The sequence below is a fragment of the Streptomyces sp. NPDC055400 genome, from assembly GCF_053644375.1.
The window spans coordinates 173230-197968 of the sequence record NZ_JBSHLM010000021.1 but is presented as its reverse complement, the minus strand read 5'-3'; the positions used below and the strand labels follow the sequence as shown (position 1 = coordinate 197968).

Sequence of the window (24739 nt, the reverse complement as noted above, 5' to 3'; positions counted from 1 at the left end):
CCCCGCGTGCGCGGACGGGACGGTGTCGGCGTAGTTCGGGGGCGAGCGGACACGCCCCCTTCGGTCGTCGGTGACCGGCGCTGCTCCCCCTTCCCGCCGCGACTCGGCGCTGCGTTGCGCCCCGTGCGCGCCGGCTCGATCTCGCGGCGGTCCCGCGAATTCCAGCACAGTGCAGGATCTCCAACAAGGGCCGAGCGTCAGCACGCGACCAGTGTGACGCCGTGTGAGGGGTGTGTCACGAGACGTAGAAAGTGATCTCGTCGATAACGGACTTTTAATGACGTTCCACCTACGCCCCGGGGGTGTCCCAGTCGCCATGATCGGGAGCGGAATCGTGGCTTCAGTGGCGGAATGCCCGTTTCGGTACGGCACACTTCGGGTCCGAATTGAAACCTTTGCCCGCCCTCTGGTGAGCAAACTCACACGAAGAACATCGTCTCTTCCTCGCTTTCGACGGTAATCAGATGTTTAGCCTGACGCTTTACAGGGATGGCGAATCCGACAACCGGCGCCCTGCGGGCGCCCGCACCGACAAGGTCACGAGCGACACATGAAGACAGTGAAGTCCGCGATGTTCCGCAACATCGCCAACCCGCGGCGTACGACGCTGATGCACCTCAAGGACGCCGACGAGCTGCAGGCGGCACCGGAGCAGCCCGAGTACTCCGTCGAACTCCCCGCGCAGACGGCCAACCCGCGCCGCGCCATCCTGATGGAGCTCCCGGAGACGACCGAGGCGGCGTGAGGACGCGCCCCTGATCTCCGTGCCCCAAAGGGGCGCGGGGAACTGCGCGACAAGCCCCCACCGGGGGGAACGGGCAAACAACCCCGAGCCCCCACCCGCGCTAGCCTGAAGCATCACATTCCACCAGGCACAAGCAAGAAAAGGGGCGCAGCCAACTCGTGCGGATCGCCAGATTCTCCATCGACGGCAATGTCGCCTTCGGCGCGGTCGAGGGCGACAAGCCTGACGAGCTTGTCCTCGACATCATCAAGGGCATCCCGTTCGCGGACTTCGAACTCTCCGGTACGAAGGTCCCGCTGAGCAAGGTCAGGCTCCTGCCGCCGGTGCTCCCGAACAAGGTCGTCGCCTTCGGCCGCAACTACGCGGAACACGCGAAGGAACTGGGCAACGAGGTCCCGGACGCCCCCTTCGCGTTCTTCAAGCCGTCCACCTCGGTGATCGGCCCCGGCGACCAGATCGCGTACCCCTCCTTCTCGCAGGAACTGCACCACGAGGCCGAGCTCGCCGTCGTCATCGGCCGCATGTGCCGCGAGGTCCCGCGCGAGCGCGTCAAGGACGTCATCCTCGGCTACACCTGCGCGAACGACGTCACCGCGCGTGACGTCCAGAAGCGCGAGAAGCAGTGGGCCAGGGCCAAGGGCTTCGACACCTCCTGCCCGCTCGGCCCCTGGGTGGAGACGGACCTCGACCCCAGCGACCTGACGATCCAGTGCACGGTCAACGGACAGCAGCGCCAGCTCGGCCGCACGTCCCAGATGATCCACTCGATCGAGGACCTGATCGTCAACATCTCCGAGGCCATGACGCTGCTCCCCGGCGACGTGATCCTCACGGGCACCCCGGAAGGGGTCGGCCCGCTCAACGTCGGCGACGAGGTCGCCGTCACCATCGAAGGCATCGGCACTCTCACCAACAAGGTGATCAAGCGTGGCTAACGCGAACTCCCCCAAGCTCTCGAATCCGCTCGACCGGGGGGTACCCCCACGCGTACGTTTCTGTCCCTCTCCCACCGGCAACCCCCATGTGGGCCTGGTGCGCACCGCCCTCTTCAACTGGGCCTACGCCCGGCACAACCAGGGCACCCTGGTCTTCCGCATCGAGGACACCGACGCGGCCCGCGACTCCGAGGAGTCGTACAACCAGCTGCTCGACTCGATGCGCTGGCTGGGCTTCGACTGGGACGAGGGCCCCGAGATCGGCGGCCCCCACGCGCCGTACCGCCAGTCGCAGCGCATGGACATCTACAAGGACGTCGCCGAGAAGCTCCTCGCCGCCGGCCACGCGTACCGCTGCTACTGCTCCACCGAGGAGCTCGACGTCCGCCGCGACGCCGCCCGCGCCGCCGGCAAGCCCTCCGGTTACGACGGTCACTGCCGCGACCTGAGCGCCGAGCAGATCGCCGCGTACGAGGCCGAGGGCCGGCAGCCCATCGTCCGTTTCCGTATGCCCGACGAGGCGATCACCTTCGAGGACCTGGTCCGCGGCGAGATCACCTACCAGCCGGAGAACGTCCCGGACTTCGGCATCGTCCGCGCGAACGGCGCCCCGCTGTACACGCTGGTCAACCCGGTCGACGACGCTCTCATGGAGATCACCCACGTCCTGCGCGGCGAGGACCTGCTCTCGTCCACGCCCCGCCAGATCGCCCTCTACAAGGCGCTCACCGAGCTCGGCATCGCGAAGCTCACGCCCGCCTTCGGCCACCTCCCGTACGTCATGGGCGAGGGCAACAAGAAGCTCTCGAAGCGCGACCCGCAGGCCTCGCTCAACCTCTACCGCGAGCGCGGTTTCCTGCCCGAGGGACTGCTCAACTACCTGTCCCTGCTCGGCTGGTCCTTCTCGGCCGACCAGGACGTCTTCTCCATCGAGGACATGGTCGCGAAGTTCGACCTCGCGGACGTCAACGCGAACCCGGCGCGCTTCGACCTCAAGAAGGCCGAGTCGATCAACGGCGACCACATCCGCATGCTGGACGTGAAGGCGTTCGCGACGGCCTGCGAGCCGTGGCTGCGCGCCCCGTTCGCCAACTGGGCGCCCGAGGACTTCGACCAGGCGGCCTGGGAGGCCATCGCCCCCCACGCGCAGACCCGTGTGACGGTCCTGTCGGACATCACGGCCAACGTCGACTTCCTGTTCCTCAAGGAGCCGGTGGAGGACGAGGCGTCCTGGACCAAGGCCATGAAGGGCGACCCGGCCGGCCTCCTGACCACGGCCCGCGCGAAGCTCGAGGCCGCCGACTGGACGTCGGCCGACGCCCTCAAGGAGGCCGTCCTGGCCGCCGGCGAGGAGCATGGCCTCAAGCTCGGCAAGGCGCAGGCCCCGGTCCGCGTCGCCGTCACCGGCCGCACGGTCGGCCTGCCCCTCTTCGAGTCCCTGGAGATCCTGGGCAAGGACAAGACCCTGACCCGCATCGACGCGGCGCTGGCCAAGCTCACGGCCTAAGCTCGGTCACATGCCGATCCGCGCGGTCCTGTGGGACGTAGACGACACGATCTTCGACTACGCGAACGCGGACCGCGCGGGAATGCGGGAACACCTTCGGGCCGAGGGCCTGGCCGACGGATTCACCTCCGTCGGCCAGGCCCTCGCCCGTTGGCGCACCCTCACCCAGGAGCACTGGGCGCGCTTCGAATCGGGCGAGACCGACTGGGAGGGTCAGCGCCGCGATCGCGTACGGGCCTTCGTGGGGAGCGGCGCCGACGACGCCGACGACATGGGCGACGCAGAGGCCGACGCCTGGTTCGGGCGCTACATCGTCCACTACGAGGCCGCCTGGGCGCTGTTCCCCGACACCGTCCCCGTGCTCGACCTCCTCGCGGACCGCTACCGGCACGCCGTCCTGTCCAACTCCTCGCTGCACAACCAGGACCGCAAGCTGCGCGTCCTCGGCGTCAGGGACCGCTTCGAGGCCGTCGTCTGCGCCGCCGAACTCGGCGTGGCCAAACCGCAGGCGGCCGCCTTCCACGCCGCCTGCGAGGCGCTGGAACTGCCCCCGCACGAGGTCGCGTACGTCGGCGACCAGCCCGACACCGACGCCCGTGGCGCCGAGGAGGCGGGGCTCACCGGCATCTGGCTGGACCGTGCGCGGACCGGCGGCCGTCCCGAACTCACGCGCATCACGGCGCTCGGCCAGCTCCCCGCCCTGCTGGCCCCGGATACCCGTTTTGGAGCGCCGTCCACCTTCGGGTAATGTTCTTCCTGCGCCGAGGGAAACGGGCCGACAGGCCGGACCCGGAAGCGTAAATCAAACAGAACCCTCGCAAGGGGTTGCTTTTTGATGGCCTATGGTGTAATTGGCAGCACGACGGTTTCTGGTTCCGTTAGTCTAGGTTCGAGTCCTGGTAGGCCAGCTCGCAGAGCTTATCTGCATCGCGGATTCCAGATCCGCAAAGCCCCCGTTGTGTAGCGGCCTAGCACGCTGCCCTCTCAAGGCAGTAGCGCCGGTTCGAATCCGGTCGGGGGTACAGATCCTTCCCAGGGGGACAGTCCGGGTCGCACCCGCTGTTTCTCATGCAGGATCGCTAGGGCCCCCGTTGTGTAGCGGCCTAGCACGCCGCCCTCTCAAGGCGGTAGCGCCGGTTCGAATCCGGTCGGGGGTACTGATCGGGCCACCCAGGCCTGGATCGCATTGGGCTATGGTGTAATTGGCAACACGACGGTTTCTGGTTCCGTTGTTCTAGGTTCGAGTCCTGGTAGCCCAGCTGGATCGCGTGGCATCACAAGATCCTTGCCCCCGTTGTGTAGCGGCCTAGCACGCCGCCCTCTCAAGGCGGTAGCGCCGGTTCGAATCCGGTCGGGGGTACAAGACAGCAAGAGGCCCTCCCCAGCAGGGGAGGGCCTCTTCGCGTTGCCCGGAGCGGGTGCCCGTGAGGTCCCGACAAGTCTCAACTCGGGCCGGTCGCTGCGGCGTTGAAGCGGCCGGCCCGAGGGGGAGCGGTGTGGTGGGGGAGGGTCAGCCGGTGCGGCGCAGGGCCTCGGAGAGGCGTCCCGCCGCGTCGATGACGGCCTGCGCGTGCATCCGGCCCGGGTGGCGCGTCAGGCGCTCGATCGGTCCGGAGACCGAGACCGCCGCGACGACGCGGTTCGAGGGGCCGCGCACCGGCGCGGAGACGGACGCGACGCCCGGCTCCCGCTCGCCGATCGACTGGGCCCAGCCGCGGCGCCGTACGCCCGACAGGGCGGTCGCCGTGAAGCGGGCGCCCTGGAGGCCGCGGTGCAGGCGCTCGGGCTCCTCCCAGGCCATCAGGATCTGCGCCGACGAGCCCGCCTTCATCGTGAGCGTGGAGCCCACGGGGACGGTGTCCCGCAGGCCCGACAGGCGCTCGGCGGCCGCGACGCAGATGCGCATGTCGCCCTGCCGGCGATAGAGCTGCGCGCTCTCGCCCGTCACGTCGCGTAGGTGGGTGAGTACCGGGCCCGCCGTCGCGAGCAGGCGGTCCTCGCCCGCCGCCGCGGCCAGCTCGGCCATGCGCGGGCCGAGAATGAAACGGCCCTGCATGTCACGCGCCACCATGCGGTGGTGTTCCAGTGCCACGGCGAGACGGTGAGCCGTGGGTCTTGCCAGTCCGGTCGCCGCGACCAGCCCCGCGAGGGTGGCCGGACCGGACTCCAGGGCGCTGAGAACAAGGGCCGCCTTGTCCAGAACGCCGACGCCGCTAGAGTTGTCCATGCGTCGATACTCGCGTCTCACTCTGTGAAACGCAAGTTCAATTTCCCGTGAAACTTGACACCCTGTACTTACAGCGGCCCGCAGACCAACGGGCCGGGACGTTCACGTCCGGTACGAGGGGTACGGACGTCGGCGACCACGATCTCTAGTTGGGCCGGCTCACGATGCCGGCCGGAGGGAAAGCGATGGGTAGGACACTCGCGGAGAAGGTCTGGGACGACCACGTCGTCCGGCGCGCCGAGGGCGAGCCCGACCTCCTCTTCATCGATCTGCACCTGCTGCACGAGGTGACCAGCCCGCAGGCCTTCGACGGCCTGCGTCAGACCGGTCGCCAGGTGCGGCGCCTCGACCTCACCATCGCCACCGAGGATCACAACACCCCGACCCTCGACATCGACAAGCCGATCGCGGACCCGGTCTCGCGCGCCCAGCTGGAGACGCTGCGCAAGAACTGTGCCGACTTCGGTGTGCGTCTGCACTCGCTGGGTGACGTCGAGCAGGGCGTCGTGCACGTCGTCGGCCCCCAGCTGGGCCTGACCCAGCCGGGCACCACGGTCGTCTGCGGCGACTCCCACACGTCCACGCACGGCGCGTTCGGCGCGCTGGCCTTCGGTATCGGCACCTCCCAGGTCGAGCACGTCCTGGCGACCCAGACGCTGCCGCTGGCCCGTCCGCGCACGATGGCCATCACCGTCGACGGTGAGCTGCCCGAGGGCGTCACCGCCAAGGACCTGATCCTCGCCATCATCGCGAAGATCGGGACGGGCGGCGGCCAGGGCTACATCCTGGAGTACCGCGGCTCCGCCATCGAGAAGCTCTCGATGGAAGCCCGCATGACCATCTGCAACATGTCGATCGAGGCCGGTGCCCGCGCGGGCATGATCGCCCCCGACGAGACCACCTTCGCCTACCTCGAGGGCCGTGCGCACGCCCCCAAGGGCGAGGACTGGGACGCAGCGGTTGCGTACTGGAAGACGCTGAAGTCGGACGACGACGCGGAATTCGACGCCGAGGTCGTCATCGACGCCGCAGCGCTGTCGCCGTTCGTCACCTGGGGCACCAACCCCGGCCAGGGCTCGCCCCTGTCGTCGCACGTCCCCGACCCTGCTTCGTACGAGGACGCTTCGGAGCGCCTCGCCGCCGAAAAGGCCCTGGAATACATGGGGTTGACCGCCGGGCAGCCGCTGCGTGACGTCAAGGTCGACACCGTCTTCGTAGGTTCGTGCACCAACGGCCGCATCGAGGACCTGCGCGCCGTCGCCGAGATCGTCGGGGGCCGCAAAGTCGCCGACGGCGTACGGATGCTGGTCGTTCCCGGCTCCGCGCGGGTGGGTCTGCAGGCCGTCTCCGAGGGCCTGGACAAGGTCTTCAAGGAGGCCGGCGCCGAATGGCGGCACGCGGGCTGCTCGATGTGTCTGGGCATGAACCCCGACCAACTCGCCCCCGGCGAGCGCTCCGCGTCCACCTCGAACCGCAACTTCGAGGGCCGGCAGGGCAAGGGCGGCCGTACCCACCTGGTCTCGCCCCAGGTCGCCGCCGCCACCGCCGTGCTCGGCCACCTGGCCTCTCCGGCCGACCTGTCCGACACTGACGCCCGTACGCCCGCTGGAGTCTGATCAGCCATGGAAGCATTCACCACGCACACCGGCCGGGCCGTCCCGCTGCGCCGCAGCAACGTCGACACCGACCAGATCATCCCCGCCCACTGGCTCAAGAAGGTCACCAGGGACGGTTTCGAGGACGGGCTCTTCGAGGCCTGGCGCAAGGACCCCGAGTTCGTGCTGAACAAGGCCGAACGCGAGGGAGCCACGGTCCTGGTTGCAGGTCCCGACTTCGGCACCGGATCCTCCCGCGAGCACGCGGTGTGGGCGCTGCAGAACTACGGCTTCAAGGCCGTCATCTCCTCGCGGTTCGCCGACATCTTCCGCGGCAACTCGCTCAAGAACGGCCTGCTCACGGTGGTGCTCGACCAGAAGGTCGTGGACGCGCTGCAGAGCCTCGTGGAGAACGACCCCCAGGCCGAGATCACGGTCGACCTTCAGGCCCGTGAAGTACGGGCCGAGGGCGTCACCGCCGCCTTCGAACTCGACGAGAACGCGCGCTGGCGGCTGCTGAACGGCCTGGACGACATCAGCATCACGCTCCAGAACGAGGGCGACATCGCGGACTACGAGTCCAAGCGTCCGTCGTTCAAGCCGCAGACCGTGCAGATCTGAACTCTGCAAGGCTGATTCCGGCCATCGCAACAAGCATCTGTACCCCCAATCGTGGACGGTTGGGGGTACAGCTGTATCCGGCCTCCGACCGCTCGCCAAGTGCCGTTCCGGAGGTTTCAACTCGCCGTGTTTTCAAGGGTGTTCACGACGTACGCGCATCTCGTGGCGCTCGTTCACGCACGCCCCGCGAAGGGGCCCAGGAGCCCCGCCAGGGACGGCAGTTACCCCCTGCGGAGGCGACAACTCGCCCCAGATGGCACAATCTGTGCATGGAACACGACGGCCAACTCCAGCTCTATGCGGCGGTCGCGGACCAACTCAAGGAAGCGCACTCCAGGGTGCGCGCACTGCAAGTCCCGGAGGGCGTACGGATGGCGCTGACCCGGAAGCTGCTGGTCATTACGGCCGCGGCCAAGCACGATCTCGCCGGTGCGGCAAGGCGACTGGACCGATTCATGGTGGACCTCGACGAGGGTCGATTCCCGCAAGAGGACCACTGAAGAACTTCGAGACAGCCCCGAGTTCGTTGCGGCACAAGGGTGATTAGCCCGTTTCGTGTTTGATTTGCGGTATATATCTGCCTAACGTGCGAAAAAGCCGGACCGGATACGTTCCGGCAATGTCTCCGAAGGGGAAGACGTGAACAAGGCGCAGCTCGTAGAAGCGATTGCCGACAAGGTCGGCGGCCGTCAGCAGGCCGCCGACGCCGTCGACGCGGTCCTGGACGCCATCGTCCGTGCCGTCGTCAGCGGGGACCGGGTCTCGGTCACCGGCTTCGGCTCGTTCGAGAAGGTCGACCGCCCGGCCCGTTACGCGCGCAACCCGCAGACGGGCGAGCGCGTGCGGGTCAAGAAGACCTCCGTTCCGCGTTTCCGCGCCGGTCAGGGCTTCAAGGACCTCGTCGCGGGCTCGAAGAAGCTCCCGCGTGGTGGAGAGGTCGCGGTCAAGAAGGCGCCCAAGGGCAGCCTGACCGGCGGCGCCGCGGCGACGGTCAAGAAGGCCGCGGCCAAGAAGGCCACCGCCAAGAAGGCGGCGGCGAAGAAGGTCACCGCCAAGAAGGTCACCGCCAAGAAGACGACGGCGAAGAAGACTACGGCGACGGCGAAGAAGACCACCGCCAAGAAGGCCACGGCCACGGCGAAGAAGACCACCGCCAAGAAGGCCGCCCCGGCGAAGACCGCCGCGAAGAAGGCCACCGCGAAGAAGACGGCGCCCGCCAAGAAGGCCACGGCCAAGAAGGCGCCCGCCAAGAAGTCCACTGCGCGCAAGACGACCGCCAAGAAGACCACCGCCCGCAAGAAGTAAGGGCGAAGGCCTCAAGAGCCCCTCACGCGCCGGGCCGGGCTCCCCTCGGGGAGCCCGGCCCGCGGTGTTTCGCGAAGAGTCAGTTGGTGCGAAAGCCCAGTTCAGAAGAGGTTCAGAGCGTCTGCAGCGTCACCAGGGTGATGCGCCGCGCCTCGCCCTCACCCTCGACCTCGATACGGACCCGCTGTCCGGGGCGCAGCAGCCGGAGGCCGCCCGCGTCGAACGCCGGGGCGTCGAAGGGCACGGGAGTACCGTCGTCGAGCAGCACGCTGCCGGAGCGGGAGTCGGAGTCGTATGTGTACGCGGTCGCCTGCATACAGGCAGCGTACTCAGTCCGGGATCAGCAGCCCGGCGGCCGCCCCCGCGGTGCGCGGGCCGACGCCGAGCGACAGTGCCGCCCGCAGGTCCTCGGCAGTGTCCACGTCCTGGCGTACGGAATCGACTCCTGTCAGCGGGAGTTCCACCGCGCCGGACGCGGCATGACGGGCTCGGGACCCGGTGCCGAATGCCGGGCGCAATTCATTGCCGGGACCCGCACTGAGAAGAGTCGTCCCGATTCCCGCCGTATCGGGGAGAAATGCGCGGGGAAATAGTGCGGCCTCCGCGAGAACCCGGGACAATTCCGCCGGCCGCAGAGCCGGCAGATCGGCGTTGAGCGCCGCGACGGCCGCATCCGGGTGTCGGGCCCGTGCCGCCGCCGCACCGTGCGCCAGGGCGGCGTTCAGGCCCGCTCCCGGGGCATCGGGGACGATCAGGGCGCCGAGGGCGGCCAGCTCCCTCCCGGCGAGCTCGTCGTCCGTGACTACCACCACATCCCGCACCCCGGCCGAGGCGGTCGCGGCGGCCACGGTGTCCTGCGCGAACGCAAGCGCGAGTCCGGGACGCACCCCGTCCCCCGCCGTGGGCGCCAGCCTGCTCTTGGCCCGCACCAGGGGTTTCAGCGGGATCACCAGGGTCCACTGCACGTGAGGTCCGTCCCTTCGGGTCGCGCTCATTGTGGCCCGGCGCGTGAGGTGGGCATAAACGCGCGGGCGTACGGTGTTCTCGACAGACCGGCGGCCCGGGGCGACACTTGTGCGGCTGACCAGGTCCGAGAGGGCCTTCAAGGGTCCATAGAGGAAGGTGTCCGAGTGTCCCGCCGCAGAATCGGCTTCTGGTACCGCCTGGCAGCGGTCATCGCTAAACCGCCGCTCGTGGTTCTGATCAAGCGGGACTGGCGCGGAATGGAGCACATTCCGGCCGACGGCGGCTTTATCACCGCGGTGAACCACAATTCGCATCTGGACCCGTTCGCGTACGCGCACTTCCAGTACAACACCGGACGCGTTCCGCGATTCCTCGCCAAGCACGGGCTCTTCAAGAAGGGGTTCATCGGCGCCATCATGCGCGGCACCGGACAGATCCCCGTCTACCGCGAGACCACGAATGCGCTCAGCGCGTTCCGTGCCGCCATCGACGCCGTCGAGCGCGGGGAGTGCGTCGCCTTCTACCCCGAGGGCACCCTCACCCGCGATCCGGACCTGTGGCCCATGACCGCCAAGACGGGCGTCGCGCGCGTGGCACTGCAGACCAAGTGCCCCGTGATTCCCGTCGCCCAGTGGGGCGCCAACCTCGTGCTCGCGCCGTACGCCAAGAAGCCCGACCTGCTGCCGCGCAAGACGCACCACGTCCTCGCCGGACCGCCGGTCGACCTGGAGCGCTTCTACGACAAGGAGATGACCCCGGAACTCCTCAAGGAGGCCACCGAGGTCATCATGACGGCGATCACCGGACTGCTCGGTGAACTGCGCGGCGAGCAGCCCCCGCAGCGGCGTTACGACCCCCGTGAGGCGCGCATCGCGCAGCGCCGCAAGGCCGCCGAGGTCAACACCCTTACGGAACAGGCCGGTTCGGCCGTCATCGAGCACGGAAGTCCTGAGGAGAGCAAGTGACCCCACCCGTCAAGGCGGCCGTCTTCGGAACCGGCTCCTGGGGTACGGCCTTCGCCATGGTGCTCGCCGACGCGGGGTGCGACGTCACCCTGTGGGCGCGCAGGCCCGAACTGGCCGAAGCGGTCAACTCCACGCGTACGAACCCCGATTACCTCCCCGGCGTCGAACTCCCGGGCAGCATCAGGGCCACCACCGACGCCGCACAAGCCGCGGACGGCGCCGAGTTCACGGTGCTCGCCGTGCCCTCGCAGACGCTGCGCGCCAACCTCGCCGAGTGGACGCCGCTGCTCGCGCCCGGCACCGTCCTCGTCTCCCTCATGAAGGGCGTCGAACTCGGCTCCGCCATGCGGATGAGCGAGGTCATCGAGGACGTCACCAAGGTCGGCGAGGACCGCATCGCGATCGTCACGGGCCCCAACCTCGCCCGCGAGATCGCCGCCCGGATGCCCGCCGCCGCCGTCGTCGCCTGCCGCGACGAATCGGTTGCGCAGCGCCTCCAGATGGTCTGCCACACGCCGTACTTCCGCCCGTACACGGAGACGGACGTGATCGGCTGCGAACTGGGCGGCGCCGTGAAGAACGTCATCGGGCTCGCCGTCGGCATCGCCGACGGCATGGGGCTCGGCGACAACGCGAAGGGCTCGCTCATCACCCGCGGCCTCGCGGAGACCGCGCGCCTCGGTGTCGCGCTCGGCGCGGACCCGCTCACCTTCTCGGGACTCGCGGGCCTCGGCGACCTCGTCGCGACCTGCTCCTCGCCCCTGTCGCGCAACCACACCTTCGGCACCAACCTGGGCAAGGGCATGACCCTCCAGGAGACCATCGCCGTCACCAAGCAGACCGCCGAGGGCGTCAAGTCCTGCGAGTCGGTGCTCGACCTGGCGCGCCGGCACGGCGTCGACATGCCGATCACCGAAACCGTCGTCGGCATCGTGCACGAGGGGAAGTCCCCGGTCGTCGCCCTGAAGGAGATGATGTCGCGCAGCGCCAAGCCCGAACGGCGCTGACGCGGGGCCCGCCGGACGCTGACTCCGCTGCTACCAGCAGGTACGCTCAACGCGATATGAGCAGCGAGAACCTTCCCCAGAGCAGCCGCCCGTCGGGCCAGAAGCCCCGTGTGGCCGTCGTCTTCGGCGGTCGCAGCTCCGAGCACGGCGTTTCCGTCGTCACCGCAGGCGCCGTACTGCGGGCCATCGACCGCACCAAGTACGACGTGCTGCCGATCGGCATCACGCGTGAGGGACGCTGGGCGCTGACGGCCGACGATCCCGAGCGGATGGCCATCACCGACCGCAAGGTGCCGGACGTCGCCGAGCTCGCCGAGTCCGCCGAGGGCGGGGTCGTGCTGCCGGTCGACCCGTCGAGCCGCGAGGTCGTCTACACGGAGCCCGGCTCCGTGCCCAAGGTCCTCGGCGACGTAGACGTCGTGTTCCCCGTCCTGCACGGCCCGTACGGCGAGGACGGCACCATCCAGGGCCTGCTCGACCTGTCCGGGACGCCGTACGTCGGCTGTGGCGTCCTGTCCTCGGCCGTCGGCCAGGACAAGGACTACATGAAGCGGGTGTTCACCTCGTTCGGGCTGAAGGTCGGCCCCTACCTGGTGATCCGGCCGCGCGAGTGGGAGCGTGCCGCTCCGAATGGAGAAAAGGGCGCAGACGCGCGGCGCCGCATCGCGGACTTCGTCGGCGAGCAGGGCTGGCCGCTGTTCATCAAGCCCGCGCGCGCGGGTTCGTCGATCGGCATCACCAAGGTCGACTCCTTCGAGGGCCTCGACGAGGCGATCGAGGAGGCCCGCAGGCACGACCCGAAGATCATCGTGGAGGCGGCGCTCGTCGGCCGCGAGATCGAGTGCGGAGTCCTGGAGTTCGAGGACGGGCCGCGCGCGAGCGTGCCGGCCGAGATCCCGCCGGTCCAGGCCCACGACTTCTACGACTTCGAGGCCAAGTACATCGACTCGGCGTCCGGCATCGTGCCCGCGCCGCTCACCGACGAGCAGACGGCCGAGGTGCAGCGGCTGGCGGTCGAGGCGTTCGACGCGGCGTCCTGCGAGGGCCTCGTGCGCGCCGACTTCTTCCTCACCGAGGACGGCGAGTTCGTGATCAACGAGATCAACACGCTGCCCGGCTTCACCCCGATCTCCATGTACCCGCGCATGTGGCAGGAGAGCGGCGTGAGCTACCCGGAGCTGGTGGACCGCCTCATCCAGGCGGCGCTGAACCGCTCTACGGGACTGCGCTAGCCGGAGCCCCTCGGCCCCGTAGCGAAGCACGCACGTCAGTCGGCGATCCCTTCGGGGATCGCCTTCTTGACGGGACCGGCGAAGTCGACCAGGGGCGAGGCCCCCTCGGCGGCCAGCTCCTTGGGCAGGGTGACCTCCACGTAGGCGACCCGCAGCGTCGTCGTGAGCACCTGCGCGCCGTCGTCGCGCTTCTCGTACGCCCAGCCCACGCCGTTCACCTTCACCGGCAGGGCCTGGGGGTCGTCCATCAGCGCGGGCCGTTCGACACCGCAGCGCAGTATGATCGCCGGATCTCCCCACCCCGCGGTCAGCTCGGACCGCGGAGAGGGGTCGTTCCTTCCGTGCCCGTCCACCGTGTCCGGAAGCCTTTTGTGCAGGTTGCGGCACAGGTCGGTGACCTTGGCATCAGGGGTGGGAACCGCTGCGTGCGCCGTGCCGTCTGCTGAGGAGCAGCCCGAGACGGCGAGCAGCAGGGCCAGGGCGGGGAGCCCGGTGGCAAGACGGGGCCGGTGACGGAAGAAGTTCACCGGCCAAGGTTAGACGGGGGCTACAAGTGCACGACCGGGCAGGTCAGGGTGCGGGTGATGCCGTCCACTTGCTGGACCTTGGCGACCACCATGCGACCCAGCTCATCGACTGTGTCGGCCTGCGCGCGCACGATGACGTCGTAGGGACCTGTCACGTCCTCGGCCTGGATCACCCCCGGGATCTTGCCGATCAGCTCGGCTACGGTCGACGCCTTGCCGACTTCGGTCTGAATCAGGATGTACGCCTGTACCACGGAACCTCCAGGGCGGCCACGAGGATCATGTGGGGAGAAGAGACGCCACGGTATCGCGTCGCTGCTCGCCGCGGGGAGACCTGCGGTGGCTGTGGCGTACACACTGCGACTTACGGACGGCGGGCACCGGTCAACGGGACGGTCCCGCCCACGACAATGACCGTACCGATGACAGAGACGGCTCGCGACCGCAAGCGGACCGGGGCAGAAGGGGCAGTACGCGCATGAAGGGCACCGTCGGCGAGCTGGGCGAGTTCGGGCTCATCCGAGAGCTCACCTCCCGGCTCACCACCACCCCGGCCGTACGACTCGGCCCGGGCGACGACGCGGCCGTGGTGGCCGCGCCGGACCGCAGGGTCGTCGTGAGCACGGACATCCTCCTCGAAGGGCGGCACTTCCGCCGCGACTGGTCCACGGCCTACGACGTCGGGCGCAAGGCGGCCGCGCAGAACCTCGCGGACATCGCCGCGATGGGCGCCGTCCCGACCGCGCTCCTGCTCGGCCTCGTGGTCCCCGCCGAACTCCCCGCCAGCTGGCCGAACGAGCTGATGGACGGCCTGCGCGACGAGTGCCAGGTCGCGGGCGCCGCCGTCGTCGGAGGCGACGTCGTACGCGGTGACACGATCACCGTCGCGATCACGGCTCTCGGCGACATGCGCAACCACGAGCCGGTCACGCGCGCCGGAGCACAGCCCGGCGACGTCGTCGCGGTGACCGGCTGGCTCGGCTGGTCCGCGGCCGGCCACGCGGTCCTCTCCCGGGGGTTCCGCTCGCCCCGCGCCTTCGTCGAGGCCCACCGCAGGCCCGAACCGCCGTACCACGCGGGCCCCGCGGCCGCCGGGCTCGGCGCCACCGCCATGTGCGACGTCAGCGACGGCCTGATCGCCGACCTGGGGCACATCGCGGAGGCCAGCAAGGTCCGTATCGACATCAAGTCCGGCAAGGTCGACGTGCCGTCGCAGATGAACGACATCGGGCAGGCCGTCGGCGTCGACCCCATCCAGTGGGTGCTCACCGGGGGAGAGGACCACGCGATCGTGGCCACCTTCCCGGCGGACGTGAAGCTGCCCGCCCGCTGGAAGGTGATCGGCGAGGTCCTCAACCCGTCGGCGCTTCCTCAGGTGACCGTCGACGGCGCCCCCTGGACGAACAAGGGCGGCTGGGACCACTTCGGGGACATCGAGGCCTGACGCGCTCACCGGCCGCGCACGACGGCGGCCGGCGCGTCCAGCAGGGCCGGGTAGTCCTTCAGGTCGAGCGCGGTCGCGGCCTTCTCCGTCAGGCGCTTGAAGAACCCGGCCATCAGGCGGGAGCCGAGCAGCCGGTACATCCGGTCGCGGCTGCGGATCTTCCGCTCGGTGGGCGGGGCGAAGAAGGGGCCCGCGTTGCCCGAGATCTTCTGGCAGCCCTTCGCGAAGTCCCCGATCTGCGCCTCGTAGGCGGCGAACGCGGTGCGGTGATCGCCGTCGGCCAGGGCCAGTTCACCGGCCAGGACGTACGCGCCGACGATCGCGACGCCGGTGCCCATGCCGCCCATCGTGGCGCCGTACCCGGCGTCGCCGAGCAGGACCACGCGGCCCTTGGTGAGCCGGTCGACGTGGATCTGCGCGATGGCGTCGAAGTACAGGTCGTCCGCGTCCTCGAGCGCCTTGAGGACCCGCGGCGCCTCCCAGCCCATCCCCGCGAACCGCTCCGCGAGGATCCGCTTCTGCCGGCCCACGTCCCTGCGGTCGTGGTCGAGGGGCCCGGAGCGGAACACCAGGAGCGCGCCCGCCCGGTCCGGGTCACCGTCGTAGTTGCTGACGGAGACCGCCCGGCCCGGGTCGCTGTACAGCCGGCCGGTGCGGTCGAGGCCCAGGTGGTTGGGGATGCCGAAGCCGGCCACGTAGTGGTCCAGGAAGCGCAGGTACCGCGACTCGTCGCCGAACACGAGGCGGCGGGTGGGGGAGTGCAGTCCGTCGGCCGCCACGACGAGGTCGAAGCGGCGGGGCGCCGCGCGCTCGAAGGTGACGTCGACCCCGTCGTCGTCCTGGGTCAGGGTGGCGATCGAGTCACCGAAGACGTAGTCCACAGAGTCCTTGCTGTGCTCGTGCAGGATGCGGGAGAGGTCGCCGCGGAAGATCTCCACGTCGCCGCTCATCAGTTCCGCCGGCAGATCGACGCGCGGGGTGCCGTCGGCGGCGACGACCGTCTGGCGGCCCATGTGGGTCTGGCGCGCGTGGACGTCGTCGTGGATGCCGAGGGCGGTCAGGACCGTGCGGTGCACCCAGCCGCGGAAGTCGACGGCGAATCCGCCCTCGCGCAGGGCGGGGGCCTTCTCGACGACGGTGACGCGGGCTCCGTGCAGGGACAGGGCGAGGGCGACGGCGGGACCGGCGACGCTGGCGCCGGAGACCAGGACGTCGAGGTGGGACAGTCGGGTCGATGCGTACGCGGTGTGTGTGGTCTTCATGTCCCCGAGCGTCGCGGGCGCCCCTGACCGCCCGCTTACCGTCGGCTGACCGCCGCTGACCGCATCGCCCGGCCCTCTTCGAACGCCTTCTCGTACGTCTCCGTAGTGAGCGCCGCACGGACCCGCGCCTCTACGGGGGCGACGTCCGGGTCCCCGGCGAGCGCGCGGCCGCGCAGGCCCGCACCGGCCCCGAGCAGCACCGCGGCCTCGCGCGGATCCCGCGTCACGGAGGCCAACGCCTCGGCCGTGTCCGCGAGTTCGAGTGCACGCGTGGGACCGTCGCAGAGCGCGAGGCCCTGCTCGAACCAGTCGCGGGCCTCGTCGGGCCGGGACGCGGCGAGGGCGGCGCGGCCGAGGCCGATGAGGGTCCGCACGGTCTCGCCCACGCTGAACCAGTTCGCGGCGCACAGTTCGAGAGCCGCCTCGTAGTGCACGCGCGCGTGCTCCGGGTCCCCGCCGATCCGCGCCACATCGCCGAGCCCGCGCCGCGCGCTCGCCACCTTGTCGGGGACGGCCGCCGTACGCGCCATCGCGGCAGAGCGCGTGAAGTGGTCGGCGGCGTCACGGAGTTGGCCCTGATGGAGCAGGACGTACCCGCGCCGGTGCAGCAGATCGGCGGTCTCCTCCGGGGCTTCGAGCGCGGCCACGTGCGCGAGACCCTCGTCGAGGAGCGCCAGGGCCTGCTCCCGGTCGCCGCGCCAGTGCGCGAACATGCCCAGCGGATCGAGGCAGTTGGCCATGCCCCACCGGTCCCCGGCCGCCCGGAAGCCGTCGAGCGCCCGCTCGAAATGCTCCTGCGACGTGACGGGGCGCCCCGCGAACCACTCCTGGAAGCCCAGGCCGACATCGAGCAGCGCGAGCCCCCAGGGCGCCTCGCCGACCTGCCGGCGCACCCGCTCCTGCACGGCGTGCTGAGGCCCGTACGCCACCGACCACAGGACCACCACGAACGGCCGCCGCAGCGCGTGGTCCCGGGAGGCGAGCACGGCCTCCGCGCGCGCCAGGCGCTCCGGTTCACGCGGGTCGTCGCCCTCACCTGTGACCGTGTTGATCACGCACAGGACGTACTCCTCGGCAAGGTCCTGCGGCGGCTCGTCCCCGAGCGCCGCGAGCAGTTCGCGCGCCAGCGGCACATGCGCGCCGTGCAGCCCGCGCAGCCGCCAGAACCAGGACAGGTCCGCCATCAGCCGCAGCGCCGCACGCGGGTCCGTGCGCACGAGATGGCGCAGGGCCGCCGACAGGTTGTCCTGCTCGGCCCCGAGCGCGGCCAGCCGCGGCAGCTGCCCGCCGCCGCGCAGATACGGCTCCGCCTGCGCCGCCAGTGCCTGGAAGTACGCGGCGTGCGCGTCCCGCAGCCGCGGCAACTCCCCTTCGTCGGCGAGCTGCTCCGCGCAGAACGCGCGGATGGTCTGAAGCATCCGGTAGCGCCCGCCGGCCGCCTCCAGGAAGGACTTCTCCGTGAGCGAGGCCAGCAGGTCCTCCGGGTACGGCACCCCGCACACGGCCTCGACCGCGGCGAGCGTCGCGCCGCCGGACGACCCTCCGGCGAACACGGCCATCCGCCGCGCGAGATCCCGCTCCTCCTCGTCGAGCAGCTCCCAGCTCCACTCGACGACCGCGCGCAGCGTGCGATGCCGGGGCGCCTTGGTCCGGTCGCCGCGGGACAGCAGCCGGAAGCGGTCACCGAGGCGGGCTGCGAGTTCGTCGACGGTGAGCGTCCGCAGTCTGGCCGCGGCGAGTTCGATCGCCAGCGGCAGCCCGTCGAGGGCCTCGCAGATCCCGTGAACGGCCTCCACGCGCGCGTGCAGACCGGCATCGGGCCGTACAGCTGCCGCCCGGTCCATGAAAAGGCGCGCGGCGGGACCGGCCGCGAGCGGCGGCACCGGGCACAGTGCCTCACCGGTGATGCCGAGCGCCTCCCGGCTCGTGGCGAGGATCCGCAGCCCGGGGCACGCGCCCAGCAGCACGACCGCGGTGCGGGCCGCGTCGTCGACGAGATGCTCGCAGTTGTCGAGCACGAGCAGCACGTCGCGCCCCTCCAGCGCGTCGATCAGCCGCGCGACCGGATCCCCCTGAGGCCCCCGGAACCCCTCACGCACCCCGAGCGCCGCGAGCAGCGCGTACGGCATCTGCTCCCCGTCGGCGAGGGGCGCCAGTTCGGCCCAGCACACGTCGGCTCTGTCCCGTGCGGCCTCGGCCGCGAGCCGGGTCTTGCCCGCCCCGCCCGGACCCGTCAGCGTCACGAGCCGGGACCCCGCGAGCAGCGCGTCGATGCGGGAGAGTTCGTCCGTCCGCCCGACGAATCGGGTCAGCTGCGCGGGAACGCCCCGCCCGCGCGCGGGTTCCCGCCCCCGAAGGAGTTCCAGATGCAGCGCCGAGAGCTCCGCCGACGGATCGGCGCCCAGCTCGTCGGCGAGGACGCGGCGCACCTCTTCGTACACGGCGAGCGCCTCGGCAGGGCGCCCGTCCGCGTGGAGGGCGCGCATCAACTGACCGTAGAGGCGCTCGCTGAGGGGGTGTGCGGCGATCAGTTCCCGCAGCTCAGGGACGAGACCGCCGCCCGAGCCGAGCGCGAGTTCCGCCTCGACACGGCTCTGGGCGGCGGTGAGCCGGATCTCGTCGAGACGGCTGCCGAAGGCGGCGGGGAGATCGGTGAGCGCGGGTCCGCGCCAGAGCCCGAGCGCCTCCCCGAGGAGCGCGGACGCCAGGGAAGGGTCCCCGGACGAGAGCGACCGCTCGCCCTCGGCGGCCAGCCGCTCGAAGCGGTGCACGTCCACGTCGTCCGGGCCGACGGCCAGCCGGTAGCCCGCCGGGGTCGCCTCGATGTCGAGACCGAGCCGCTTGCGCAGCCGTGAGACCTGGGACTGGAGCGCGTTCGCGGCGCCGGCCGGGGGCTCCTCCCCGTACAGGCCGTCGATCAGGCGCGCGGCGGGAACGGTCCGGCCCGCCTCCAGGAGCAGCAGCGTCAGCAGCGCGCGCGGACGCGGACCACCGGGGTCCAGCGGGGTGCCGTCGGGGGCGCGTACGTCGAGGGGGCCGAGGATGCCGAAGCGCATTGGGCAGATTGTGGCAGCCGGGACTCCTCCCGACAGGAAGAGCCGGGACTCTTCACGGCATAAAAAAGGACCGGTCCCCGAGGGGACCGGTCCTTCAAGCAACCAGCTAGGTGGCCGCGCTACGCGTTACGTCAGCGCGAGACCTTGCCGGCCTTGATGCACGAGGTGCAGACGTTGAGCCGCTTCGGCGTCCGCCCGACCACTGCACGCACACGCTGGATGTTCGGGTTCCAGCGACGGGACGTACGGCGGTGCGAGTGCGAAATGTTGTTGCCGAAGCTCGGCCCCTTGCCGCAGACGTCGCAGTTGGCAGCCACGGGTCACTCCAAGACTTCAGATGCACTTACGGTTGATCCCGGCATGCCGGGATCGGATCGGAGGATCTGAGTGGCGGTGCCAGGGGAAGGCCCGATGGATATCGGGCAACCGGAGCAGCATACAACGGCTGCTTCGGTAGAACGAAACTACCATGGTTGACCCGGTTGCCGTCCCGGGCCCTCTTCCGGAGGAACCCCCTCCGGGGTCTACGCTGCGATGCCAGTTCGGCTGCTCTAGGAGGCGCAGGTGCCGCAGGTGCTCGACGTCCACGCGGTGCGCGCCTGGTGCGCACTGGCCCTGGAGGCGCTCGGGCGGGACCGCGAGGAGATCGACGCGATCAACGTCTATCCCGTCGCGGACGGCGACACCGGCACCAATCTGTACCTGACCGTCGAGTCCGCCGTACAGGCCGTGGAGGCCGTCTTCACGGGACTCGAACCCGCACCGCCCGCGCTGCCCGACGTCGTCCACGCGATGGCCCATGGCGCCCTGATAGGGGCCCGCGGAAACTCCGGAACGATCCTCGCTCAGCTCCTCCGTGGCATGGCCCAGGTGCTCGCGGGCGACGTCGACGGTGAGGCGGCTCACAGCGAAAGGACCGACGGGGACGGCCTGCGTCGCGCACTGCGCCGGGCCGCCGAGTCCGCCCGGGAGGCGGTCGCGCACCCCGTGGAGGGCACGGTCCTGACAGTGGCCGCCGCCGCGGCGGACGCCGCCGACATCTCCGGCGGGCCGGGCGGCGACTGCGGTGACGTGGCCCGTGCCGCGTACGACGGTGCCCGCGCGGCGCTCGACGCGACGCCCGGGCAGCTCGCGGTCCTGGGGCGCGCCGGTGTCGTCGACGCGGGCGGGCGCGGGCTCGTGGCCGTGCTCGGCGCGCTGACCGAGGCGCTGTCGGGCGATCCGGTGGCGCCTGTGGGTGTCCGGGGCGTGCACCACGCGCGCGTGGCCGCCGGCCAGACCCAGGAGTGCGCGGACGGCGAAGGGCCCGCCTTCGAGGTCATCTACCTCCTGGAGGCCGACGACCGGGCCGTGGCGCGGCTGCGGACCCGTCTCGACGGCCTCGGCGACTCCCTCGTCGTCGTCGGCGGCGACGGACTGTGGAACGTCCATGTGCACGTCGACGACGCGGGCGCCGCCGTCGAGGCGGGCGTCGAGGCCGGCCGCCCGTACCGCATCCGCATCACGCACTTCGCCGTCGGCGACGCCCATATGACGCACCCCGCCACCGGCTCCGCGCCCACCGGGGAACCCGCCCAGCGCGCGATCGTCGCCGTGGTCCCGGGAGAGGGGCTCGCCGGCCTGTACAGCGAGGCGGGCGCCACGGTCGTGCCCGAGCGGCCCGGCGAGGCGCCCGGCAGCGGGGAACTGGTCGACGCGATCCGGCGGGCGCACGCGCGCGAGGTGGTGCTCCTGCCGAACGACGCCGAGCTGCGCCACACCGCAGCCGCCGCGGCCGAGCAGGCCCGTACCGAAGGCGTGCGGGTCGCCCTGATCCCCACGCGGTCCGCGATCCAGGGCATCGCCGCGCTCGCCGTCCACGAGAAGGAGCGGCGCTTCGACGAGGACGTCGTCGCGATGACGTCGGCGGCCGGCGCGACCCGCTACGCCGAACTGGCCGTCGCCGAGCGGCAGTCGTGGACGATGGCCGGCATCTGCCAGGCCGGGGACTTCCTCGGCCTCATCGACGGGGACGTCGCCGTGATCGGCGAGGACGTCACGCGGACGGCCCGTACGACCCTCGACCGGATGCTGGCCGCGGGCGGCGAGATGGTCACCCTTGTCCTCGGCGACGACGTGCCCGACCAGGTCGCCGAAGGGCTCGAACGGCACGTACGCGAGACGTACCTGGCCGTCGACACCGTGGTCTACCGGGGCGGGCGGAACTCGGCGCTCATGCTCATCGGCGTGGAGTGAGAGCGGGCACACCTGTCGACCAGCCTGAGAATCAAGAATCAGTGGCGTGGTGTGCAGGGACTCCGCCGTTGCGTGGACGCGATGGCTTCTCACTTGTCCGCTGATTTGGATGCATGACGGACAAGCCCTGCCCGGTGCCCGAAAGGCACGCTGCGACTCCAGTACCTTGCCGACGCTCGTACCCCCGGATTGCGGGATCGAGAGCCGCCGATGTCAGAGCCATGGTGTGAAATGAATTCCGTGCCCGCGCTCGAAGAACCGCTGAAGAAAGCGCTCGGTCCCGCCACCGCGAAGGTGATGGCCGAGCACCTAGGCCTGCACACGGTCGGTGACCTGCTCCACCACTATCCGCGCAGATACGCGGAGCGCGGCGAGCTCACCCGCCTCGCCGACCTGCCCCTCGACGAGCACGTCACCGTGGTCGCCCAGGTGGCGAGCGCCCGCATCCTGAAGTTCAACGGCGGCGCGGGCCAGCGCCTCGAAGTGACCATCACGGACGGCAGCGGCCAGCTCCAGCTGGTCTTCTTCGGCCGCGGCATCCACAAGCCGCACAAGGACCTCCTGCCCGGCACGCGCGCGATGTTCGCGGGCAAGGCCTCCGTCTTCAACCGCAAGATGCAGCTCGCGCACCCGGCGTACGAGCTGCTGCGGGCCGACGCCCTTGACGCGGGCGAGGCCGACGAGGCGATCGGCTCCTGGGCCGGCGCCCTCCTCCCGATCTACCCGGCCACCGCCAAGCTGGAGTCCTGGAAGATCGCCAAGGCCGTCGACATGGTGCTGCCCAGCGCCCAGGAGGCCCTCGACCCCCTGCCGGACTCCCTGCGCGAGGGCCGCGGTCTCGTCCCGCTGCCCGAGGCCCTCCTGAAGGTCCACCGGCCCCACACGAAGGCGGACATCGCCGACGCCCGCGCCCGCCTCAAGTGGGACGAGGCGTTCGTCCTCCAAGTCGCCCTCGCCAGGCGGCGCTTCGCCGACGCGCAGCTGCCCGCCGTGGCCCGCGTCCCCCGCCGGGACGGCCTGCTCACGGCGTTCGACGCGAAGCTCCCCTTCACCCTCACCGACGGCCAGCAGAAGGTCTCCGAGGAAATCTTCGACGGCCTCGCCACCGAACACCCGATGCACCGCCTGCTCCAGGGAGAGGTCGGTTCCGGGAAGACCATGGTCGCCCTGCGCGCCATGCTCGCCGTCGTCGACGCGGGCGGGCAGGCCGCGATGCTCGCGCCGACCGAGGTCCTCGCCCAGCAGCACCACCGCTCCGTCACCGAGATGATGGGGGAGCTGGCCGAGGGCGGGATGCTCGGGGGCGCCGAGCACTCCACCAAGGTGGTCCTGCTCACCGGTTCCATGGGCGTCGCGGCCCGCCGTCAGGCCCTTCTCGACCTCGTCACGGGCGACGCGGGCATCGTCATCGGGACGCACGCCCTGATCGAGGACAAGGTCCAGTTCCACGACCTGGGCCTGGTCGTCGTCGACGAGCAGCACCGCTTCGGCGTCGAGCAGCGCGACGCCCTGCGCGGCAAGGGCAAGCAGCCCCCGCACCTGCTGGTCATGACGGCCACCCCCATTCCCCGTACGGTCGCGATGACGGTCTTCGGCGACCTGGAGACGTCCGTCCTCGACCAGCTGCCCGCGGGGCGTTCGCCGATCGCCACCCATGTCGTGCCCGCCGCCGACAAGCCGCACTTCCTAGCGCGCGCCTGGGAGCGCGTACGCGAGGAGGTGGAGAACGGGCATCAGGCGTACGTCGTCTGCCCCCGCATCGGCGACGAGGAGGAGCAGGGCGGGAAGAAGGGCAAGGGGGCCAAGAAGGAGTCCGCCGAGGACGTAGCCGAGAAGCGGCCTCCGCTCGCCGTCGTGGACGTGGCCGAGGAGCTGGCCCACGGCGCCCTGCGCGGGCTGAAGGTGGAGGTGCTGCACGGCAGGATGCAGCCCGACGACAAGGACGCGGTGATGCGCCGCTTCGCCGCGGGCGAGACGGATGTCCTGGTCGCGACCACGGTCATCGAGGTCGGGGTGAACGTGCCGAACGCCACAGCCATGGTGATCATGGACGCCGACCGCTTCGGCGTCTCCCAGCTCCATCAGCTGCGCGGCCGCGTCGGCCGTGGCTCGGCGGCGGGCCTGTGCCTCCTGGTCAGCGAGATGCCGGAGGCCAGCCCGGCCCGCGCCCGCCTCGGCGCCGTGGCCGCCACGCTCGACGGGTTCGAGCTCTCCCGTATCGACCTGGAGCAGCGCCGCGAGGGCGACGTCCTCGGCCAGGCCCAGTCCGGGGTGCGCTCGTCCCTGCGCATGCTCGCCGTCATCGAGGACGAGGAGATCATCGCCGAGGCCCGCCAGGAGGCCACGGCCGTCGTCGCCGCCGACCCGGACCTGGAGCACCTGCCGGGCCTGCGCACGGCCCTGGACGCGCTCCTGGACGAGGAGCGCGAGCAGTACCTCGACAAGGGCTGACAAACTGGAGGTCCCCGCAGTCCCCTCAACCCCTTCTTCACTAGGACTCAGATGACCCGCGTGATCGCCGGCCGGGCCGGCGGACGTCGCCTGTCCGTCCCGCCGGGCAACGGCACCCGCCCCACGTCCGACCGGGCGCGCGAAGCCCTCTTCTCCACCTGGCAGTCGCTGCTCGGCGGCGACCCCCTGGACGGCGAGCGCGTGCTCGACCTGTACGGCGGCTCGGGCGCCGTCGGGCTGGAGGCGCTGTCGCGCGGCGCGGGGCACGCGCTCCTGGTGGAGGCCGACGCCCGCGCGCTCCGCACGATCCGCGAGAACGTGAAGTCCCTCGGCCTCCCCGGCGCCGAGGTCAGAGCAGGCAAAGCGGAACAGATCGTTCACGGTCCGGCTCCCGCCACCCCGTACGACCTGGTCTTTCTCGACCCTCCCTATGCCGTCCCGGACGACGATCTTCGGGAGATTCTGCTCACACTCGCCTCTGGGGGCTGGCTCGCGGACGAAGCGCTCGTCACCGTGGAGCGAAGCACCAGGGGCGGTGTTTTCCCGTGGCCGGACGGATTTGAGGCACTGAGGTCCCGTCGCTACGGCGAGGGAACGTTTTGGTACGGTCGCGCCGCCCTGAAGAGCACCGTCACGTGCGAGGACGCACCGTGACCGGA

At 70.6% G+C, this 24739-nt stretch carries 23 protein-coding genes and 5 tRNA genes; 20 read left to right on the top strand and 8 right to left on the bottom strand.

Translation table 11 applies throughout. The annotated features are described in order from the left end of the window. The first annotated feature begins 550 nt into the window (after positions 1-550). From ACWIGU_RS41150 to ACWIGU_RS41110, 9 genes are all read left to right on the top strand, one after another. Complete coding sequence (locus tag ACWIGU_RS41150) at positions 551-745, top strand: hypothetical protein (RefSeq protein WP_454406932.1); 195 nt, start codon at positions 551-553, stop codon at positions 743-745. Between the two features lie 158 nt (positions 746-903). Continuing rightward, on the top strand, positions 904-1680 hold the full coding sequence (locus ACWIGU_RS41145; protein ID WP_329569980.1) for a fumarylacetoacetate hydrolase family protein: 777 nt from the start codon (positions 904-906) through the stop codon (positions 1678-1680). After that, positions 1673-3187: a glutamate--tRNA ligase gene (gene gltX, locus ACWIGU_RS41140; protein ID WP_454406931.1), complete on the top strand. Its 1515-nt coding sequence runs from the start codon at positions 1673-1675 to the stop codon at positions 3185-3187. The genes ACWIGU_RS41145 and gltX overlap by 8 nt, the downstream gene beginning before the upstream one ends. Before the next feature lie 10 nt (positions 3188-3197). Continuing rightward, a complete protein-coding gene (locus tag ACWIGU_RS41135) occupies positions 3198-3935 on the top strand; it encodes an HAD family hydrolase (RefSeq protein ID WP_454406929.1) in 738 nt (245 codons plus the stop codon). 88 nt (positions 3936-4023) lie between these two features. Next, positions 4024-4095, top strand: a tRNA-Gln gene (locus tag ACWIGU_RS41130). A gap of 41 nt (positions 4096-4136) precedes the next feature. Beyond that, positions 4137-4209 (top strand) — tRNA-Glu (locus ACWIGU_RS41125). Positions 4210-4271: 62 nt separating this feature from the next. Then, a tRNA-Glu gene (locus ACWIGU_RS41120) sits at positions 4272-4344 on the top strand. 30 nt (positions 4345-4374) lie between these two features. Next, positions 4375-4446 (top strand) — tRNA-Gln (locus tag ACWIGU_RS41115). A 28-nt stretch (positions 4447-4474) separates the two neighbouring features. Next, positions 4475-4547: transfer RNA gene (locus ACWIGU_RS41110), tRNA-Glu, on the top strand. A gap of 150 nt (positions 4548-4697) precedes the next feature. Here ACWIGU_RS41110 and ndgR read toward each other — a convergent pair. Then, positions 4698-5414, bottom strand: a complete 717-nt coding sequence (gene ndgR / locus ACWIGU_RS41105; RefSeq protein ID WP_100595026.1) for an IclR family transcriptional regulator NdgR — start codon at positions 5412-5414, stop codon at positions 4698-4700. A 185-nt stretch (positions 5415-5599) separates the two neighbouring features. Here ndgR and leuC point away from each other — a divergent pair, with 185 nt between their 5' ends. The 4 genes from leuC to ACWIGU_RS41085 all read left to right on the top strand — a co-directional run bounded on the left by leuC (position 5600) and on the right by ACWIGU_RS41085 (position 8935). Beyond that, a complete protein-coding gene (leuC, locus tag ACWIGU_RS41100; RefSeq protein ID WP_454406927.1) occupies positions 5600-7030 on the top strand; it encodes a 3-isopropylmalate dehydratase large subunit in 1431 nt (476 codons plus the stop codon). A gap of 6 nt (positions 7031-7036) precedes the next feature. Beyond that, a complete protein-coding gene (gene leuD / locus ACWIGU_RS41095; RefSeq protein WP_454406925.1) occupies positions 7037-7630 on the top strand; it encodes a 3-isopropylmalate dehydratase small subunit in 594 nt (197 codons plus the stop codon). A gap of 269 nt (positions 7631-7899) precedes the next feature. Then, positions 7900-8130 (top strand): SCO5555 family protein, encoded by a 231-nt coding sequence (locus tag ACWIGU_RS41090; protein WP_454406924.1) that lies wholly within the window; start codon positions 7900-7902, stop codon positions 8128-8130. A 139-nt stretch (positions 8131-8269) separates the two neighbouring features. Continuing rightward, a complete protein-coding gene (locus tag ACWIGU_RS41085; RefSeq protein WP_454406923.1) occupies positions 8270-8935 on the top strand; it encodes an HU family DNA-binding protein in 666 nt (221 codons plus the stop codon). A 112-nt stretch (positions 8936-9047) separates the two neighbouring features. On the opposite strand, the gene ACWIGU_RS41080 is transcribed toward ACWIGU_RS41085, so the two are convergent. Beyond that, positions 9048-9251: a hypothetical protein gene (locus tag ACWIGU_RS41080; RefSeq protein ID WP_329569966.1), complete on the bottom strand. Its 204-nt coding sequence runs from the start codon at positions 9249-9251 to the stop codon at positions 9048-9050. A 13-nt stretch (positions 9252-9264) separates the two neighbouring features. Further along, positions 9265-9900 carry a 2-phospho-L-lactate guanylyltransferase gene (cofC, locus tag ACWIGU_RS41075; protein ID WP_454406921.1) on the bottom strand — a complete coding sequence of 212 codons (636 nt, stop codon included), beginning with the start codon at positions 9898-9900 and terminating at the stop codon, positions 9265-9267. Between the two features lie 165 nt (positions 9901-10065). On the opposite strand from cofC, the gene ACWIGU_RS41070 reads away from it, so the two are divergent. From ACWIGU_RS41070 to ACWIGU_RS41060, 3 genes are read left to right on the top strand one after another with little or no spacing between them, the layout of a single operon-like run. After that, the gene (locus ACWIGU_RS41070) at positions 10066-10866 is read left to right on the top strand and encodes a lysophospholipid acyltransferase family protein (RefSeq protein ID WP_356288292.1); all 801 of its coding nucleotides are present in this window, start codon (positions 10066-10068) and stop codon (positions 10864-10866) included. Then, positions 10863-11873, top strand: a complete 1011-nt coding sequence (locus tag ACWIGU_RS41065) for an NAD(P)H-dependent glycerol-3-phosphate dehydrogenase (RefSeq protein WP_454406920.1) — start codon at positions 10863-10865, stop codon at positions 11871-11873. The genes ACWIGU_RS41070 and ACWIGU_RS41065 overlap by 4 nt, the downstream gene beginning before the upstream one ends. 56 nt (positions 11874-11929) lie before the next feature. After that, complete coding sequence (locus ACWIGU_RS41060; protein ID WP_454406919.1) at positions 11930-13105, top strand: D-alanine--D-alanine ligase family protein; 1176 nt, start codon at positions 11930-11932, stop codon at positions 13103-13105. Between the two features lie 35 nt (positions 13106-13140). Here ACWIGU_RS41060 and ACWIGU_RS41055 read toward each other — a convergent pair whose 3' ends face one another. Continuing rightward, positions 13141-13632: a DUF3515 domain-containing protein gene (locus tag ACWIGU_RS41055; RefSeq protein ID WP_454406918.1), complete on the bottom strand. Its 492-nt coding sequence runs from the start codon at positions 13630-13632 to the stop codon at positions 13141-13143. 20 nt (positions 13633-13652) lie between these two features. After that, positions 13653-13886, bottom strand: a complete 234-nt coding sequence (locus ACWIGU_RS41050) for an Lrp/AsnC family transcriptional regulator (protein ID WP_016642988.1) — start codon at positions 13884-13886, stop codon at positions 13653-13655. Positions 13887-14110: 224 nt separating this feature from the next. Here ACWIGU_RS41050 and ACWIGU_RS41045 point away from each other — a divergent pair, with 224 nt between their 5' ends. Continuing rightward, entirely contained in the window at positions 14111-15076 is a 966-nt protein-coding gene (locus ACWIGU_RS41045; RefSeq protein WP_356288280.1) for a thiamine-phosphate kinase, read from the top strand. 5 nt (positions 15077-15081) lie between these two features. On the opposite strand, the gene ACWIGU_RS41040 is transcribed toward ACWIGU_RS41045, so the two are convergent. From ACWIGU_RS41040 to rpmB, 3 genes are all read right to left on the bottom strand, one after another. Further along, a complete protein-coding gene (locus ACWIGU_RS41040; RefSeq protein WP_454406917.1) occupies positions 15082-16338 on the bottom strand; it encodes an FAD-dependent monooxygenase in 1257 nt (418 codons plus the stop codon). 35 nt (positions 16339-16373) lie between these two features. Further along, positions 16374-19394, bottom strand: coding sequence for a BTAD domain-containing putative transcriptional regulator (locus ACWIGU_RS41035; protein WP_454406916.1), 3021 nt, complete (start codon positions 19392-19394; stop codon positions 16374-16376). A gap of 131 nt (positions 19395-19525) precedes the next feature. Next, the gene (gene rpmB, locus ACWIGU_RS41030; RefSeq protein WP_003951095.1) at positions 19526-19711 is read right to left on the bottom strand and encodes a 50S ribosomal protein L28; all 186 of its coding nucleotides are present in this window, start codon (positions 19709-19711) and stop codon (positions 19526-19528) included. A 247-nt stretch (positions 19712-19958) separates the two neighbouring features. Here rpmB and ACWIGU_RS41025 point away from each other — a divergent pair, with 247 nt between their 5' ends. The 3 genes from ACWIGU_RS41025 to rsmD all read left to right on the top strand — a co-directional run bounded on the left by ACWIGU_RS41025 (position 19959) and on the right by rsmD (position 24734). After that, positions 19959-21629: a DAK2 domain-containing protein gene (locus ACWIGU_RS41025; protein WP_454406914.1), complete on the top strand. Its 1671-nt coding sequence runs from the start codon at positions 19959-19961 to the stop codon at positions 21627-21629. A gap of 231 nt (positions 21630-21860) precedes the next feature. Then, a complete protein-coding gene (recG, locus tag ACWIGU_RS41020) occupies positions 21861-24080 on the top strand; it encodes an ATP-dependent DNA helicase RecG (protein ID WP_454406913.1) in 2220 nt (739 codons plus the stop codon). Between the two features lie 51 nt (positions 24081-24131). Continuing rightward, positions 24132-24734: a 16S rRNA (guanine(966)-N(2))-methyltransferase RsmD gene (gene rsmD, locus ACWIGU_RS41015; RefSeq protein WP_454406912.1), complete on the top strand. Its 603-nt coding sequence runs from the start codon at positions 24132-24134 to the stop codon at positions 24732-24734. Positions 24735-24739 lie beyond the last annotated feature (5 nt).